Raw genomic sequence first — 14,828 nt, forward strand, 5'->3', positions numbered from 1 at the left:
CGTGGCGGTGAATTTATTGATCTCGGCTGCAGCGTGCGGCGGCGGATGTGGCAATATACCTAAAATTTTCTGAAGGGAGAGACGACGGTGTTCCAACAGTTACGCGCTGAGTTAGTAAAAAAAGGCCCAAAATTCCTTGCCTTACCTGTTTCTCTAACCCCGTTCCCGTTAAAAAAAGCCTTTCTGCAACAACTCCTGAACTGGCAATTTCGTCATGCTTTGGCGGAAGGTGAGTTAGACTTTCTGCAGGCGCGTCATCTGGGTATTGAGATCGCGGATGTGGGTTTACGCTGGATTACCACCATTGAAGAGGGCCAGCTCAGGGTCGTACAGCATGCCGAGGCGGACGTCTGGTTTCGCGGCAATGCTAACGATCTGCTGCTGGTCGCCGCCCGTAAAGCGGATCCGGATATGCTGTTTTTCCAGCGTCGTCTGCTGATTGAAGGCGACACGGAGCTGGGACTAGAGGTAAAAAACCTGATGGATGCTCTGGAACTTGAGGCCATGCCCACGGCGTTGCGCACGGGACTGCAGCAGCTGGCTGCGTTTGTCGAAGCGGGAATGAAACAGGACGCGAAGGCCGCACAGGCGCGCGCGGAGAGTGTATGTTAATTCGCACAGAAATAGGGGTGGATGCGGCAAGCATCGACAGTTTGTTAAGACGCAGCTTTAAGACCGAAGCGGAAGCCGAGCTGGTTCAGCAGCTTCGGGAAGACGGGCTGCTGACGCTGGGCGTGGTGGCGACGGACGACGAAGGCCAGGTGCTGGGCTACGCCGCGTTCAGCCCGGTAACCTTGCAGGGCGAAGACCGCAACTGGGTTGGCCTGGCGCCGCTGGCAGTAGACGAAAGCGTACGCGGCCAGAAAATCGGCGAGCAGCTGATCTACGCCGGGCTGGATACGCTGAATGAGTTTGGCTATGGCGCGGTGGTGGTGGTGGGGGATCCCGCTTATTACAATCGCTTCGGCTTTGAGCCTGCCGCGCGCCACGGATTACGCTGCCGCTGGCCGGGCGCCGAAGCGGCGTTTCAGGTTTATCGCCTGGCGGATGACGCTTTTGTCGGTGCGGAAGGCGAGATCGATTTTGCCGAGCCCTTTAGCCGGCTTGCGTAAGCCAGCTGACGAGGCAGTCCGGCTGCTGCGCCACCAGCCGCAGCTTCTGCTGGCGGCTGAGCTGTTTAACCTGGTACTCCAGCCGCGACGCCGCGGCGCGGTCGCCAGCGTCGCAGCGATACACCAGCGCCAGCGGGCCTCTGCCGCGCAGCGCGCGCGCGCCGCGTCCGGCTGCATGCTGTTCGACGCGCCGCGTTACGTCGGTGGTGATGCCGGTGTAGAGCGCCCCAGCGGCGGTCTGGACGATATAGAGCTGCCAGCCCTCATTCATAATCTGCATCCCTGAATCTTTACTGCCGGGCAGTGTAGCGCGCCAGCGGCGCGGCGGCTATCCGGCGATCTTTGCACGGAGCAACAGAACGTGTCTGACCATTCTCATCTGGTGCGTTACCTGAAAAAACAGCATGTCCTCTCTCTTTGCTGCCAGTCTGACGGCGATCTCTGGTGTGCCAACTGCTTCTACGTCTTTAACGAGGCGCGTATGGCGTTCTGGCTGATGACCGCACCCGACACGCGCCATGGGGCGCTGCTGCAGGCGAATCCGCAGGTCGCGGGCACGGTGAACGGCCAGCCGAAAACCGTGCTGCTGATTAAAGGCGTGCAGTATCGCGGCCATATCACGCTGCTCGACGGCGACGCGGAAGCGCAGGCGCGCAAGGCGTATCAAAAACGTTTTCCGGTGGCGCGCAAAGTCTCTGCGCCGCTGTGGGAGATTCAGCTGGAGGAGGTCAAGATGACCGATAACGCGCTGGGATTTGGTAAAAAAATCAGCTGGCGGCGGGAAGAAAATGAAATCCCTTTCCCCTGAGGGAAAGGGAAACCGGCATTACGACGCCTGTAGTATACGCAGCGACTCGCGGTTAAAGGCGGGCAGATCGTCTGGCGTACGGCTGGTGACGAGACGATCGTCATCCACAATCACCTCTTCGTCATAGAAGTCCGCGCCGGCATTGCGCAAATCGATAGCGATCGCCTTCACGCAGGTCATCTTGCGGCCGCGCACGCCGTTCGCGCTGATTAGCAGCTGCGGACCGTGGCAGATAGCGAAAATCGGTTTGCCGCTGGCGACGAACTCTTTGGTAAAGGCGACGAAGCGGTCGTCGCTGCGCAGCGAATCAGGCGAGTGGCCGCCTGGCAGCAGCAGCGCGTCAAACTCGGCCGGGCTGACCTCGTCGATGGCGCGGTCGATTTTCACCTGCGCTTCGCCCTGTTTGCCGGTGACGGTTTTGCCCGCCTCTTTCTCAATGGTCACCACCTCGAAGCCCGCCTGTTTGTAGGCGTCGGCCGGCGAGGTGAACTCTGAGTCTTCAAATTCGTCGGTAATCAACACCGCAATCTTCTTGCTCATTTTTCCCCTCCTCATGATGGTTTGCGCACGATGCGCTCTCCTGATGAACAGGTTAAGCCTGGTTGTTTATGCTGAAAATGCAAGCCGTGCGGTAAAAGCTGACTATATTTCAGAGTAATAGCAACAGGTTAGCGGGAGGCGAGATGCATCGTGTATTGGTAACCGGCGCGACGGGCCTGGTGGGCGCGCATCTGCTGCGCCTGCTGGTGGCGGATGCGCGCGTTGACGAAATCATCGCGCCGACGCGCCGTCCGCTGCCGTCGATGAATAAGGTGGTCAATCTGGTGGAGGCGGACCTGACCGACGTGCTGCGCCCACTCAACGTCGCTATCGACAGCGTATTTTGCTGCCTCGGCACCACGCGCAAAGAGGCGGGCAGCAAAGCGGCGTTTCTGCACGTCGACTATACGCTGGTGGTGGATACCGGCCTGAACGGGCTGCGGCTGGGGGCGAAGCAGATGGTGGCGGTCAGCGCGCACGGCGCGAACCGTCATTCACCCTTTTTCTATAACCGGGTCAAAGGCGAGATGGAGACGGCGCTGCGTCATCAGGGCTGGCCACGTCTGACGCTGGTGCGGCCTTCGCTGCTGCTGGGCGAGCGCACGCGCAAACGTACCGGCGAAAGCCTGATGGCGCCGCTGTTCAGCATGCTGCCCGGTAACTGGCGTTCGGTTTCTGCGCTGGCGGTGGCGAAATGCATGCACGCCTGCGCCTTTCAGCCAGGCGGCGACCGCGTCGAGATTATTGAGTCGGGGCAAATCCCGCGTTAGCCGCGCTCTTTGCTCAGGTCCCAGATAATCTGGTTGCGGCTGCCGCGCCACAGCAGCGTCGCATCTTTTTCCGCCTCATTGAAGCGCCCGTCAATCAGCACGTCGATATAGCTCAGCACCTCGCGCTGGGCGCAGCTGAGCCCGGCGCGCTGATAGCCGGTCCAGAGCCAGATATCTTTTCCAGGACACTCGGCGCGCACCCGTTTCACCAGCCGACGGATATGCGGCACATTGTGCGGATGCAGCGGATCGCCGCCGCTCAGCGACAGTCCCTGGCGCCGAATGCGCCTGTCCTGCAGATCGGCGATCAGGCGCTCTTCGTGATCCAGGGTGAAAGGCGTGCCGGAGTCGAGCCGCCAGGTGCTCTGGTTATAGCAACCGCGGCACTGATGCTCGCAGCCAGCCACGAACAGCGTGCAGCGCGTGCCGGGGCCGTTAACGATATCGACATCGTAGTAGCGATGAAAATGCATCATCCCAGCGGTCCGCTCTCCAGATGTTTAACGCGTCGCTGCACCTCCTCCTGCTTGCCGGCGTTGAACGGGCGCGCATCGGGGCTGCCGAGATAGCCGCAGACGCGGCGCGTTACCGACACGCGCGCCGGATCGTGGTTGCCACAGTTCGGGCAGGTAAAGCCGCGGCTGGTGCAGCTGAACTCGCCGGTAAAGCCGCACTCATAGCATTCGTCGATCGGCGTATTGGTGCCGTAATAGGGCACGCGATGGTAGCTGTAGTCCCAGACATCCTCGAGCGCCTTGAGGTTACGCTGCACGTTGGGGTATTCGCCGTAACAGATGAAGCCGCCGTTCGCCAGCGGCGGGTAGGGCGCTTCAAAGTCGATCTTGTCGTAAGGGTTGACCTTCTTCTCCACGTCGAGGTGGAAGCTGTTGGTGTAGTAGCCTTTATCGGTGACGCCAGGCACCACGCCAAACTGCGCGGCGTCGAGGCGGCAGAAGCGGTCGCAGAGGTTTTCGCTCGGGGTGCTGTAGAGGCTGAAGCCGTAGCCGGTTTCCGCTTTCCAGGCGTCGGTTGCGGCGCGCAGGCGCGAGACAATCTCGATTCCTTTGGCGCGCAGCGCGGGATCGTCATAGGGATGGCGCGCGCCGCCGCTCAGCGCGTTCAGGGTTTCATGCAGGCCGATATAGCCCAGCGACAGCGAGGCGCGCCCGTTGCGGAAAATCGGCCCCACCTCGTCATCGGCGTTGAGCCGTACGCCGCAGGCGCCCTCCATGTAGAGGATCGGCGCCACGCGCGCTTTGGTTTTTTCCAGGCGGGCGATACGGGTCATCAGCGCGCGCTTCGCCAGCGCCAGCCGCTCGTCGAGCAGCCTCCAGAAGCGCGCCTCGTCGCCTTGTGCCTCCAGCGCGATGCGCGGCAGATTGAGGCTGATGACGCCCAGATTGTTGCGGCCGTCGTGAATTTCGACGCCGTCTTCCTCATAGACGCCGAGAAAGCTGCGGCAGCCCATCGGCGTTTTAAAGGAGCCGGTAACTTTTACTACCTGGTCGTAGTTAAGAATGTCGGGATACATGCGCTTGCTGGCGCACTCCAGCGCCAGCTGTTTGATATCGTAGTTGATATCGCCCGGACGGCGATTGAGCCCTTCGCGAATCGCGAACACCAGTTTGGGAAAGACGGCGGTTTTGTGGTTTTTGCCCAGCCCGGCAATACGGTTGCGCAGGATCGACTGCTGGATAAGCCGCGCCGCCCAGCTGGTGCCTAGCCCGAAGCCGAAGGTGACGAACGGCGTCTGGCCGTTGGCGGTGTGCAGCGTGTTGACCTCGTACTCCAGCGACTGAAAGGCGTCGTAGCACTCTTTCTCGGTGCGTGCCCGCGCGTAGGCTTCGACGTCGGCAATCTGCCATTCGGCGGCGATAGCGCGATGCTTTTCCATGCTCAGCTCGACAAAGGGCGCCAGCACCTCGTCGATGCGGTTGATGGTGGTGCCACCGTAAATATGGCTGGCGACCTGCGCGATAATTTGCGCGGTGACCGCCGTGGCGGTGGCGATCGACTTCGGCGGCTCGATCTCGGCGTTGCCCATCTTAAAGCCGTTGGTGAGCATGCCTTTGAGATCGATCAGCATACAGTTGAACATGGGAAAGAAAGGGGAGTAGTCGAGATCGTGATAGTGGATCTCGCCGCGCTCGTGCGCCTGGACCACGTCGCGCGGCAGCAGCTGCTGCTGCGCATAGTGTTTCGCCACGATGCCCGCCAGCAGGTCGCGCTGCGTCGGGATCACCTTGCTGTCTTTATTGGCGTTTTCGTTCAGCAGCGCGGCGTTGGTCTGATCGACCAGACCGCGAATGGCGTGGTGCAGCTTGCCGCGCTGCTCGCGCGCCACGTCGCGATCGTGCCGATATTCGATATAGGCGCGCGCCAGCTGGGGCCAGGGGCCGCTCATCAGCGTCTCTTCGACCGCGAACTGAATATCGCGGATATCCACTTCAGCATGATCGGCCAGCTTTTCGCTAACGCGTTGCGCTACCGTCGCGCACCAGGATGCATCCTCAACCTGCGCCGCGCGCGCCGCAGCAGCGACCGCCGCCTCGATTCGCGCCGCGTCAAACGCTGAGCGACAGCCGTCGCGCTTCACCACCACCTTTGCCATACTTTCCCCCTTCATTCGCTACATGTTGTGTCCTGAAGGATTTTAACCACTATATATGGATGTCAGGAGAATATAATCGCTACGGTTTTGACCTGAAACAAAGAAGTTCGGGTCGTGGCGCAAAGCCAGGCAGAGGAGCAAACGGAGGGAGAGGGGAGGCGCGCCGCGGGCGCAGCGCGCAGCAGATCCTTAGCGGCGCAGGGCGATCGCTTCGATCTCGATCTTCACGTCTTTCGGCAGACGCGCCACTTCCACGCAGGAGCGCGCCGGGAAGCTGGCCTTATGCTCGGTGAAGAAGGCTTCATAGGTGGCGTTGACGGTCGCGAAGTCGTTAAGGTCTTTAACGAAAACCGTGGTTTTCACGATGTCGCCGACCTGCAGGCCAGCCGCTTCGACGATCGCTTTCACATTTTCCAGCGACTGACGCGCCTGGGCGTCGATCGCGTCTGGCACCGTGCCGGTCGCCGGATCCACCGGGATCTGGCCAGAAGTGATGATCATGCTGCCCAGATCCACGCCCTGCACATAGGGACCGATCGCCGCTGGCGCTTTTTCCGTACTGATTTCGCGAGACATACTTGCTCCTTAAGGGTGACGCAGCGGCAGCAGGCCGCCGCTGGTGAGAAACATCGCCCCATTATAGGGACGAGCAGATCGATTACCAGTGACCGAGCACCACGTGGTGCGCAAAGGCTTTCTCGCAATATTTGCAGGTCAGCAGCACCTCTGCGTCACGCTTTTTCACCGCAAAGCTGGAGAAGACCGGCTCGCTGCGGCTGATGCAGTTGCCGTTGGGGCAGGTCAGCACGCGCTCAATGCGCTCCGGCAGCGTCGGCGCGATTTTCGCCACCACTTCATAGTCGTCGATGCGGTTTACCGTGGCGTGCGGCGCATAAACCGCCAGCTGGTTGATCTGATCCTCGGTGAGGAAGGTGTTCTCGATCTTGATCAGATCTTTGCGGCCCAGCTCGCCCGAGGGGAGATTAAGGCCAATGGTGATGCGCTGGTCGGTTTCGGTGAGGCGAAACAGCGACAGCAGCTTAAAACCGACCTGCGCCGGAATATGGTCAATGACCGTGCCGCGCTTGATCGCTTCTACCTGCAGTTTATTGTCATGTGTCATGGCGATGTCTCCTTACAGATCCTGTTCGCTGTTGAGTACCAGCGCCAGCAGAGCCTGACGCGCGAAGATGCCGTTGCCCGCCTGCTGGAAATACCAGGCGTAGGGCGTTTTATCCACGTCGGTGGCGATCTCGTCAACGCGCGGCAGCGGATGCAGCACTTTCATGTTGTCGCGCGCGCCAGCCAGATCCGCCGCGCGCAGAATAAACTGCGCCTTGACGTTAGCGTATTCCGACGGGTCGAGACGCTCTTTCTGCACGCGGGTCATATAGAGAATATCGGCGTGCGGGATCACCGCTTCGATGCTGTCGTGGCGCGACCAGACGATGCCGCGCTCGTCCAGCGTATCGGTGATATAGGCGGGCATCGCCAGCGCGTCGGGCGCGATAAAGTAGAAGCGGTTACCGTCGAACTTCGCCAGCGCCTGCGTCAGGGAGTGCACCGTGCGGCCATATTTCAGGTCGCCGACCATGGCGATGCTCAGGTTGTCCAGGCGGCTCTGGGTTTCGCGAATGGTAAAAAGATCCAGCAGCGTCTGGGTAGGATGCTGATTAGCGCCATCTCCGGCATTAAGGATCGGTACGCCGCCGGAAAATTCCGTGGCAAGCCGCGCCGCGCCCTCTTGCGGATGACGCATCACGATGGCGTCAACGTAGGTGCCGATAACGGAAATCGTATCCGCCAGGGTTTCGCCCTTTTTGCCGAGCGAGGTGTTGCTGCCGTCGGCGAAACCCACCACTGATGCGCCCAGCCGGTGGATTGCCGTTTCAAACGACAGGCGCGTGCGCGTCGAGGCTTCAAAGAAGCAGCTGGCGATCACCTTGTGCTTCAGCCGCTCCGGCTGCGGATTGGCTTTCAGCTGCGCGGCGGTGTGCAGCACCAGCTCCAGTTCGTCGCGGCTGAGATCGTTAATAGAAATAATATGTTTGCGATATAACGGGTTAGCCATAGTTCGCCTCTCTGCGCTGCCGAATTGCGGACAAAAAAAAGCCCCTGATTAAGGGGCTATTTTTACGATCGGGTTGATGACGGAAAAAACAGGGGCGCCGCCTGCGTTCAGGCGTGATGTCGCGTGAATGTGTGCGCTGCGCTGTTGCATGCTTCCTCCGGCAAATTGGGGCGCATTATACCCGTCCGGCGTTTTGCATCAAGGGAAAACGTTTGCGGAGCGGCTGGCTGAGCGGCTATGCCTGGCTCAGCGTCGCCACCATGACCGCTTTAATGGTGTGCATACGATTTTCCGCCTGGTCGAACACGATGCTGTGCTCCGATTCGAAAACCTCGTTGCTCACCTCCATGCCGTCGTGCAGCCCGTACTGCTCGGCCATCTGACGGCCCAGCGTGGTCTGATCGTCATGAAACGCCGGCAGACAGTGCAGGAACTTCACCTGCGGGTTGCCGGTCAGCTGCAGCATCGCCTGATTGACCTGATAGTTGCGCAGCAGCGCGATACGCTCTTCCCATACCGCTTTCGCCTCGCCCATCGACACCCAGACGTCGGTATAGATAAAGTCCGCGCCCCTGACGCCTGCGGCGATATCCTCGGTCAGGGTGATGCTGCCGCCGGTTTGCTGCGCTGCCTGGCGGCAGGTTTCAACCAGATCGGCTTCCGGCCAGCACGCTTTCGGCGCCACCAGGCGCAGATCCAGGCCGGTTACCGCCGCCGCCTCCAGCATGCTGTTGCCCATGTTATTGCGGGCGTCGCCGACATAGACCAGCGTCATTTCGCTCAGCGCCTTGCCCGGCAGATGCTCCTGCATAGTGAGCAGATCTGCCAGCAGCTGGGTAGGGTGGAATTCCGTGGTAAGGCCGTTCCACACCGGCACGCCGGCGAATTCCGCCAGCGTCTCCACCAGCGCCTGGCCGTAGCCGCGGTACTGGATGCCGTCATACATGCGGCCCAGCACGCGGGCGGTATCTTTCATCGACTCTTTGTGGCCGATCTGGCTGCCGCTCGGGCCGAGATAAGTGACACGGGCGCCCTGGTCATATGCGGCAACTTCGAAAGAGCATCGGGTACGGGTCGAGTCTTTTTCGAAGATGAGCGCGATGTTTTTGCCCTTCAGGCGCGGGGTTTCGCTACCGTTTTTTTTAGCGCGTTTTAATTCAGCGGCGAGGTCGAGCAGGGAGGTGATATCGGCCGGGCTAAAATCGAGCAGCCGAAGGAAGTGGCGTTGAAAAAGGTGACTCATAACGGGCTCCAGTACAGCCATTCTGATTGAATGAAAATTCAATCTAAACGTATGAATATTCATTTTCAACCCCAGCGTAAAGAAACTTTCCGTTTTGAGTAGTGGCGCGCCGGGCAGTGTGGGAAAATAGTTGTTTATTGCCGAACACTGAGGGGAATTTGCCATGGCATATGAAGCATTGCTGGAAGAGCAGCGTGAAGAGACACGCCTGATCATTGATGAGCTGCTGGAAGACGGCAGCGATCCGGATGCGCTCTATACCATTGAACATCATCTCTCCTGCAACAACTTCGACTCGCTGGAAAAAGCGGCCGTCGACGCGTTCAAGCTGGGTTATGAAGTGACCGAGCCCGAAGAGCTGGAGCTGGAGGACGGCACCACGGTGATGTGCGTCGATATCCTCAGCGAGTCGGCGCTGAAGCCAGAGCTGATCGACGCGCAGGTTGAGCAGCTGGTCAATCTGGTGGGCAAATACAACGTCGACTACGACGGCTGGGGCACCTACTTCGAAGATCCCGACGCCGAAGATGAAGATGACGACGAAGATGGCGACATTATCGACGGTGACGAAGATACCGGCGTGCGCCACTGATTTCCCCTGGCGGAGCCGCGCGCTCCGCCTTCCCGCATCCTGCCTTTTGAACCGACATGAACTACGCACCGCTGCTTGAGCCCATCTATCATTTTTTACTCTGCCGCACGCCGCAAGCCTGGATTGACGAGGCGCGCAAACCGGAAAACCTGACGCTGCTGCTGACCGACCATCTGGTTTGCGAACTGAAAGCGGCACAGACCGCCACCTGGCTGATCCGCAAATATGTCGCCGACAAGCCGAGCGGCGAGGCGATCCTCGCCTGGCTGAAGCCCTACGAAGATTTTATTTTCCGCGAGCAGCCCGACAGCCAGTTTATTCAGGCGCATAAAAGCCTCTCTAAAAGCATCATCGTGCGCAACGAGCTGCCCTGGGCGGACGATCTGGTGGAGAAGATGGTGCTGCTGATTAAAGAGGAGCTGCACCACTTCTATCAGGTATGGGAGATTATGCAGGCGCGCGGCTTGCCCTATAAAAAGATCACCTCCAGCCGCTACGCCAAAGGGCTGCTGCGGGAGATCACCACGCACGAGCCCGACACGCTGGTGGACAAGCTGATCTGCGGCGCCTATATCGAGGCGCGCTCCTGCGAGCGTTTCGCCAGCCTGGCGCCCTGGCTGGATGCGGAGCTGGAGAAGTTCTACATCTCGCTGCTGCGTTCTGAAGCGCGCCACTATCAGGACTATTTAGCCCTGGCGGCGCAGATCTCGCCGAAGGATATCGCGCCGCGCGTGCGGGCGATTGGCGAAGCGGAGGCGAAGCTGATTAGCGAGCCGGACGCGGAGCTGCGCTTTCACAGCGGCGTGCCCGCATGGAAGAGTTAAGCAACGGCGCTTTTTTAGGGCGCCGTTTATCCGCGGCGCCTTCTGAGATGAAAGTAAGTGTGATAACAATTTTTAGCCCTTTTATTTAATCTGTATTTTCATTTGCCATTAAAACGAACGGTTTACATTTTCCGATAAAAATGCCTGTTTCTTTTTTTAAATAGCGCTTATTTTGTGCAGCGATTCACAGAGCAGGCGCTTTTTTTGTTTTTTTCTTTTTTAAGCGAGTATATTTCTCCTGCTGATTTAGGGTTGTTATTTTCAAGCAAAACCTGATTCATGGCTCTCGTAATAGAGGCGCTGTGGGTTGGGTTTTTTTTTGCATCTGGCACGGCGGTGTTAATTTTTATCGCCTTTGTCCAGACTGCCGAATTTGCTGATAAGCCTTTAAGGGATGGAGCAAAAAATGAAAAGGAAAGAGTATTTCTTATTAATGATTCCATTGTTTTTACAATCGTCGCTGTTGCAGGCGAATAATAATCAGGCGCCCTTTTCTGTCTCAGAAAATAGCCTTATGCGCGATTCCCAGCTCGATTTGAGGCTGCGCAATCAGTGGAAATATCTCAAAGAAAACGAAGCGCAGCCTACTGCCGTCCATAACGCCTGGGGGCAGGCGGCAAGCCTGGATTTCCGTTCTGGCTACCTGGGGGGCTGGCTGGGCTTCGATGCTACCTATACGCGGGCGATAAGGCTTGCTGCCAGCGACTATTTTGCGACGCGTGGATTGCTCTATGACAGCGGCGGTGACAGGCGGAAAGCCGACGCCCACGGCTTTAGCAAGTTTGGTCAGCGCTATCTGAAAATAAAGCAGGGAGATAAAAAGCGTGGGGTCGAGGCGAAAGCAGGCTGGCAGGAACTGAAAAATGTCGGCGTGTTGACTACCACTGACCGCCTGTCGCGCAACAGCTATTTCGGCTACAGCGGCGCGCTGAACTGGCTGGATATCCGGCTTGATATGGCGTATGTCACCAAAGGCATTCGCCATGACTCTCCTCACAGTCTTGCGCTGCAAACGCAGGACAACCAGCGAATAGCAGCAATTTATACTGGCGCATTGAGCTATAAAGGCGAGCGCGGACGGCTCGCCTACGCTTTTGGCGAAGCGGAAGCGTATCAGCGACGTCACGTTATCGAAGCCAGCTATGCCCTTTCTCCGCACCTGCGCTTTTCATCGCAAATTTACGGCAGTCAGGGACTGGAAAAATACAAACGCATGTCTGCCAGCAAAAGATCGTTTGACGAGCATGCCTGGCACTATTTGGGCGAGGCGGAATGGAGGCAGGGTGACTGGACGCAGAAATTCGCTGCAGCGTGGACGTCGGCATCCAAAAAGGATGCCACAGGCTATTACGCTCGGCCGTTAACCAAAAATACCCGCGGTCGTTTTATTTCGCTAACCTCTGCTGGCAAGGATTACACCCGTGATAAAGAGCTGGCGCTGGTCTCATTCACGCAATATGAAATATTCAAAGGCGTTTACAGCGGCGTGCAAATTAACTACGGCCAGTTTGGCTATCGCAATAACCGTGTGCGTACGGGCGAAGTTTCGTTCATCAACCGCGTTGTTGAACCTGTTCCTTCACTTAAAAATCTTTCAGTATTTACGCTTTTTGGTTACGGCTGGTCTTATAAAAACAATAAAGAGACGCCGCTTCTTGATGCGCATGGAAAATATATGCGCTCTCACAACCTTTCTGGCGAGATCGCAATTGAGTATAAATTTAATCTGTTACGTTAAGGAGAGAAACATGAGAAAAACAGCGAGGGCGCTACTGCTTTTCATTCTGGTCGGTATCAGCCTGGGCGAAGCCTGCGCTGCTGATGTCATACTCTACGTGACCAGACACGGGAAAACGATGTTCAATACCGTGCATCGCGCACAGGGGTGGGCGGATACGCCGCTCACGCCGGCCGGCGCGGCGGTAGCGGAGAAACTGGGAAGAGGCTTAAAATCGATCGATTTTGTCGCGGTCTGGTCCAGCGATGCGGGCAGGGCACGAGAAACCGCGCAGCTTGTTATGAAGCAATGGAAAACGCCGCTACCGCTAAAAGAGCATAAAGGCTTACGCGAAGTCTGTTTTGGGCTTTATGAAGGCGATCTGGATGAGAACATGCTAAATGGCGCGGCCCACCAGGCAGGTTACGCTTCGGGCGCGGCGCTGCTAAGCGCCTATAGCGCTGGCAAAATCCATATGGGCGGGGTTATTGATGCTATCCATCAAGCGGAAGCGTCCGGCACGCCGTCTCTGAAAGGCATTAAATCCGCAGGAGAAGCGGAAAGCTATCAACAGGTAGCGAAACGCATGCTCGACAGTATGACCAACATTGCGCAGCAGGCTCAGCGGCAGGGCGGCGGCAATGTGTTAGTTGTTACCCATGGCATGGCCATCGCGACGCTGTTGCAAGCGCTCGGCGATACGTCGCTAAATCAGCCGCTGAAGAACGTCAGCATTACCCGGCTGCGCTATAACGATAGCGGAACGTTCCTAATCGAGTCGGTCAATGACATGAGTTACGTTGAGCGCGGCCTATAACCTACGCAGCATGCGCACTTCGCAGTCGCCGTGTCCGGTGCAGCCGAGCGCATCGTCGATGCGCGCAAAGCCCAGCGACTCATAGAGCTTAATGGCGCGCGTCAGGCTGCCGGTGGTTTCCAGGTAGCAGCGGCGGAAGCCGCGCTGGCGCGCATGCTCCATCGCGCGCAGCGCCAGCTCGCGCGCCACGCCGAAACCGCGTACTTCCGGCAGAAAATACATTTTCTGCAGCTCGCAGATATCGGGCGCGCTGCAGGCGAGTGGGGCGATGCCGCCGCCGCCTGCCACTTTCCCCTGATGCTCCACAATCCAGTAGGCGCTGTGCTCGGCGCTGTAGAGTTCATACAGGCTGTCGAGCTGCGGATCGGCCACGGTATAGCCTTTGTCGGCGGTCAGGCCGAACTCTGCCGAGACGGTGCGGATAACCTGGGCGATATGGGGATTGTCGGCGGCGCTGATAGGGCGCAGCTTAAGTGACGGCTGAGTATCAGGGATCATGGCGAAATAGCGTGGTTAAAATCGGTTAGACATTCACCAGAAATAGCATTATCGTCAGGGAAAAGCAATATAACTGATAATGCAGGGAGGCATAGAATGGCAGCATTACGCTGGTTATTTAAAAACTATAAAAACTTATCTGTTCTTTTTATTGTCATGGGGTTTATAAACGTATGGGCTTATTTCCAGTGGATCGGCCGCGTAGATTTCTTTCCCTTTATTATCGGCAATGTTGCAGGAAGCCTGGCGATATTAATATGTTCTCTGGTGTTTTTTGTCGCGACATCTTTTATGTTTGTTATGCCATCTGCGCTTTGTGCTTTAACGGGGCTAAAAAGTCCCATTAAGGACAAAAAGAAACGAAGTCTCAGGGAACGGCTTAACGTTTATTATAACGAAGGATGTGCTGCTGCAACTGCTTTAGTGGCAGTCATCACTGCGGTGACAGTGCTTTTCCTGAAAGAAAAAATAAACATGGAGTTGTTGTATATTACTTCTTTTACAGCGCTTGTTAGCCATGTGCTCTGTAACTTCATGATTAATAATAAAAGGCAAAGATACCTGAGAGGTTTTATTGTTCGATTGCAGCGTATGCATGAGCGTAAAAATAAAATGGATCGTGCTTTATCAATCTGGTTTAGATGGGAGAGGTTCAAGGCCAGTGCAGCGATAATAAACATCTTTTACTGCTTTTTGTCACTGCTAATTGCCTTTTTTTCAATTGTGCCGCTTTATATCCTGACTGGCTCAAAGATATATTTTTCTGGCGAAAGTTTGTTGGTGCAATATGCTATTGTTGTCGTGTTGTACATTCTTCTTTTTATGCCGGCGCTTATTGGTGTTTTTAAAATAAAGCCTTCTCAGGTGCAGCCTGTCAATCCAACGCTGGCATTGGCGCCAGCCGTGCTTATTGTTGTTTTTGGTGTTTTTTCCGCGCTACTTATTCAGATCAACCAGCGAGGAATCGAGTTGGTCGGAATGTCTTCCTGGCAAACAAAGGTTTTTGCCTTTAACGCAGAACAATTCCCTGCATACTATTTTCCCGAAGATCGGTGGGGGGAATCGCGGAAATGGGATGAGGGTAATATCCGCCTTGTTAAAGGAATCGAAGTCTTTTCCAATGGCGATGTCTTGCTTGTGTGTCCTTCATCGTTGAAAGCATTAAGGCAAAAGGCTCTGGAGCATAATGGTTTACTCTGGAAAACCGACCAGGAGTCTAAACTTG

The 14,828-nt window shown here is 57.0% G+C and carries 18 protein-coding genes; 9 read left to right on the forward strand and 9 right to left on the reverse strand.

The features are described 5' to 3' along the window. Nucleotides 1–87: 87 nt before the first annotated feature. Nucleotides 88–612: a ubiquinone anaerobic biosynthesis accessory factor UbiT gene (ubiT, locus tag Q9R34_RS13875; protein ID WP_434124313.1), complete on the forward strand. Its 525-nt coding sequence runs from the start codon at nucleotides 88–90 to the stop codon at nucleotides 610–612. Further along, nucleotides 606–1,112 carry a GNAT family N-acetyltransferase gene (locus Q9R34_RS13880; protein WP_216492545.1) on the forward strand — a complete coding sequence of 169 codons (507 nt, stop codon included), beginning with the start codon at nucleotides 606–608 and terminating at the stop codon, nucleotides 1,110–1,112. Before ubiT ends, Q9R34_RS13880 begins: the two co-directional genes overlap by 7 nt. On the opposite strand, the gene Q9R34_RS13885 is transcribed toward Q9R34_RS13880, so the two are convergent. Further along, a complete protein-coding gene (locus Q9R34_RS13885; RefSeq protein WP_033749640.1) occupies nucleotides 1,096–1,383 on the reverse strand; it encodes a GIY-YIG nuclease family protein in 288 nt (95 codons plus the stop codon). The two genes, Q9R34_RS13880 and Q9R34_RS13885, sit on opposite strands and share 17 nt — an antisense overlap. A gap of 90 nt (nucleotides 1,384–1,473) precedes the next feature. Here Q9R34_RS13885 and Q9R34_RS13890 point away from each other — a divergent pair, with 90 nt between their 5' ends. Next, nucleotides 1,474–1,920 (forward strand): YhbP family protein, encoded by a 447-nt coding sequence (locus tag Q9R34_RS13890; RefSeq protein ID WP_434124315.1) that lies wholly within the window; start codon nucleotides 1,474–1,476, stop codon nucleotides 1,918–1,920. 18 nt (nucleotides 1,921–1,938) lie between these two features. Here Q9R34_RS13890 and Q9R34_RS13895 read toward each other — a convergent pair whose 3' ends face one another. Then, nucleotides 1,939–2,460 carry a type 1 glutamine amidotransferase domain-containing protein gene (locus Q9R34_RS13895; RefSeq protein ID WP_033749328.1) on the reverse strand — a complete coding sequence of 174 codons (522 nt, stop codon included), beginning with the start codon at nucleotides 2,458–2,460 and terminating at the stop codon, nucleotides 1,939–1,941. A gap of 143 nt (nucleotides 2,461–2,603) precedes the next feature. Between Q9R34_RS13895 and Q9R34_RS13900 the strand changes: the two genes are divergently transcribed. Then, nucleotides 2,604–3,230 (forward strand): NAD-dependent epimerase/dehydratase family protein, encoded by a 627-nt coding sequence (locus Q9R34_RS13900; RefSeq protein ID WP_485894415.1) that lies wholly within the window; start codon nucleotides 2,604–2,606, stop codon nucleotides 3,228–3,230. Here Q9R34_RS13900 and nrdG read toward each other — a convergent pair. The 6 genes from nrdG to argF all read right to left on the reverse strand — a co-directional run bounded on the left by nrdG (nucleotide 3,227) and on the right by argF (nucleotide 9,155). Continuing rightward, nucleotides 3,227–3,706 (reverse strand): anaerobic ribonucleoside-triphosphate reductase-activating protein, encoded by a 480-nt coding sequence (nrdG, locus tag Q9R34_RS13905; RefSeq protein WP_434124319.1) that lies wholly within the window; start codon nucleotides 3,704–3,706, stop codon nucleotides 3,227–3,229. The two genes, Q9R34_RS13900 and nrdG, sit on opposite strands and share 4 nt — an antisense overlap. After that, nucleotides 3,703–5,841 (reverse strand): anaerobic ribonucleoside-triphosphate reductase, encoded by a 2,139-nt coding sequence (gene nrdD, locus Q9R34_RS13910; RefSeq protein ID WP_485894417.1) that lies wholly within the window; start codon nucleotides 5,839–5,841, stop codon nucleotides 3,703–3,705. Before nrdD ends, nrdG begins: the two co-directional genes overlap by 4 nt. A gap of 189 nt (nucleotides 5,842–6,030) precedes the next feature. After that, nucleotides 6,031–6,417 carry a 2-iminobutanoate/2-iminopropanoate deaminase gene (ridA, locus tag Q9R34_RS13915; RefSeq protein WP_434124322.1) on the reverse strand — a complete coding sequence of 129 codons (387 nt, stop codon included), beginning with the start codon at nucleotides 6,415–6,417 and terminating at the stop codon, nucleotides 6,031–6,033. Nucleotides 6,418–6,499: 82 nt separating this feature from the next. Beyond that, nucleotides 6,500–6,964 (reverse strand): aspartate carbamoyltransferase regulatory subunit, encoded by a 465-nt coding sequence (gene pyrI, locus Q9R34_RS13920; RefSeq protein WP_033749334.1) that lies wholly within the window; start codon nucleotides 6,962–6,964, stop codon nucleotides 6,500–6,502. A 12-nt stretch (nucleotides 6,965–6,976) separates the two neighbouring features. Then, nucleotides 6,977–7,912 carry an aspartate carbamoyltransferase gene (gene pyrB, locus Q9R34_RS13925; protein ID WP_434124324.1) on the reverse strand — a complete coding sequence of 312 codons (936 nt, stop codon included), beginning with the start codon at nucleotides 7,910–7,912 and terminating at the stop codon, nucleotides 6,977–6,979. Nucleotides 7,913–8,147: 235 nt separating this feature from the next. Further along, nucleotides 8,148–9,155: an ornithine carbamoyltransferase gene (argF, locus tag Q9R34_RS13930; RefSeq protein ID WP_485894420.1), complete on the reverse strand. Its 1,008-nt coding sequence runs from the start codon at nucleotides 9,153–9,155 to the stop codon at nucleotides 8,148–8,150. Between the two features lie 163 nt (nucleotides 9,156–9,318). On the opposite strand from argF, the gene rraB reads away from it, so the two are divergent. From rraB to Q9R34_RS13950, 4 genes are all read left to right on the forward strand, one after another. Continuing rightward, a complete protein-coding gene (gene rraB, locus Q9R34_RS13935) occupies nucleotides 9,319–9,747 on the forward strand; it encodes a ribonuclease E inhibitor RraB (RefSeq protein ID WP_048781961.1) in 429 nt (142 codons plus the stop codon). A 56-nt stretch (nucleotides 9,748–9,803) separates the two neighbouring features. Then, a complete protein-coding gene (gene miaE, locus Q9R34_RS13940) occupies nucleotides 9,804–10,571 on the forward strand; it encodes a tRNA isopentenyl-2-thiomethyl-A-37 hydroxylase MiaE (protein ID WP_434124327.1) in 768 nt (255 codons plus the stop codon). A gap of 406 nt (nucleotides 10,572–10,977) precedes the next feature. Continuing rightward, the gene (locus Q9R34_RS13945; protein WP_485894423.1) at nucleotides 10,978–12,309 is read left to right on the forward strand and encodes an OprD family outer membrane porin; all 1,332 of its coding nucleotides are present in this window, start codon (nucleotides 10,978–10,980) and stop codon (nucleotides 12,307–12,309) included. Nucleotides 12,310–12,319: 10 nt separating this feature from the next. Then, nucleotides 12,320–13,105 carry a histidine phosphatase family protein gene (locus Q9R34_RS13950; protein WP_434124331.1) on the forward strand — a complete coding sequence of 262 codons (786 nt, stop codon included), beginning with the start codon at nucleotides 12,320–12,322 and terminating at the stop codon, nucleotides 13,103–13,105. On the opposite strand, the gene Q9R34_RS13955 is transcribed toward Q9R34_RS13950, so the two are convergent. Next, complete coding sequence (locus Q9R34_RS13955) at nucleotides 13,100–13,603, reverse strand: GNAT family N-acetyltransferase (RefSeq protein ID WP_485894426.1); 504 nt, start codon at nucleotides 13,601–13,603, stop codon at nucleotides 13,100–13,102. The genes Q9R34_RS13950 and Q9R34_RS13955 overlap by 6 nt on opposite strands. 96 nt (nucleotides 13,604–13,699) lie before the next feature. Here Q9R34_RS13955 and Q9R34_RS13960 point away from each other — a divergent pair. Beyond that, nucleotides 13,700–14,828: hypothetical protein (locus Q9R34_RS13960; RefSeq protein WP_485894428.1), on the forward strand; the 1,129-nt coding region annotated here is incomplete at its 3' end.

It is taken from the genome of Enterobacter sp. BRE11, assembly GCF_031844285.1.
GTDB lineage: Bacteria > Pseudomonadota > Gammaproteobacteria > Enterobacterales > Enterobacteriaceae > Pantoea.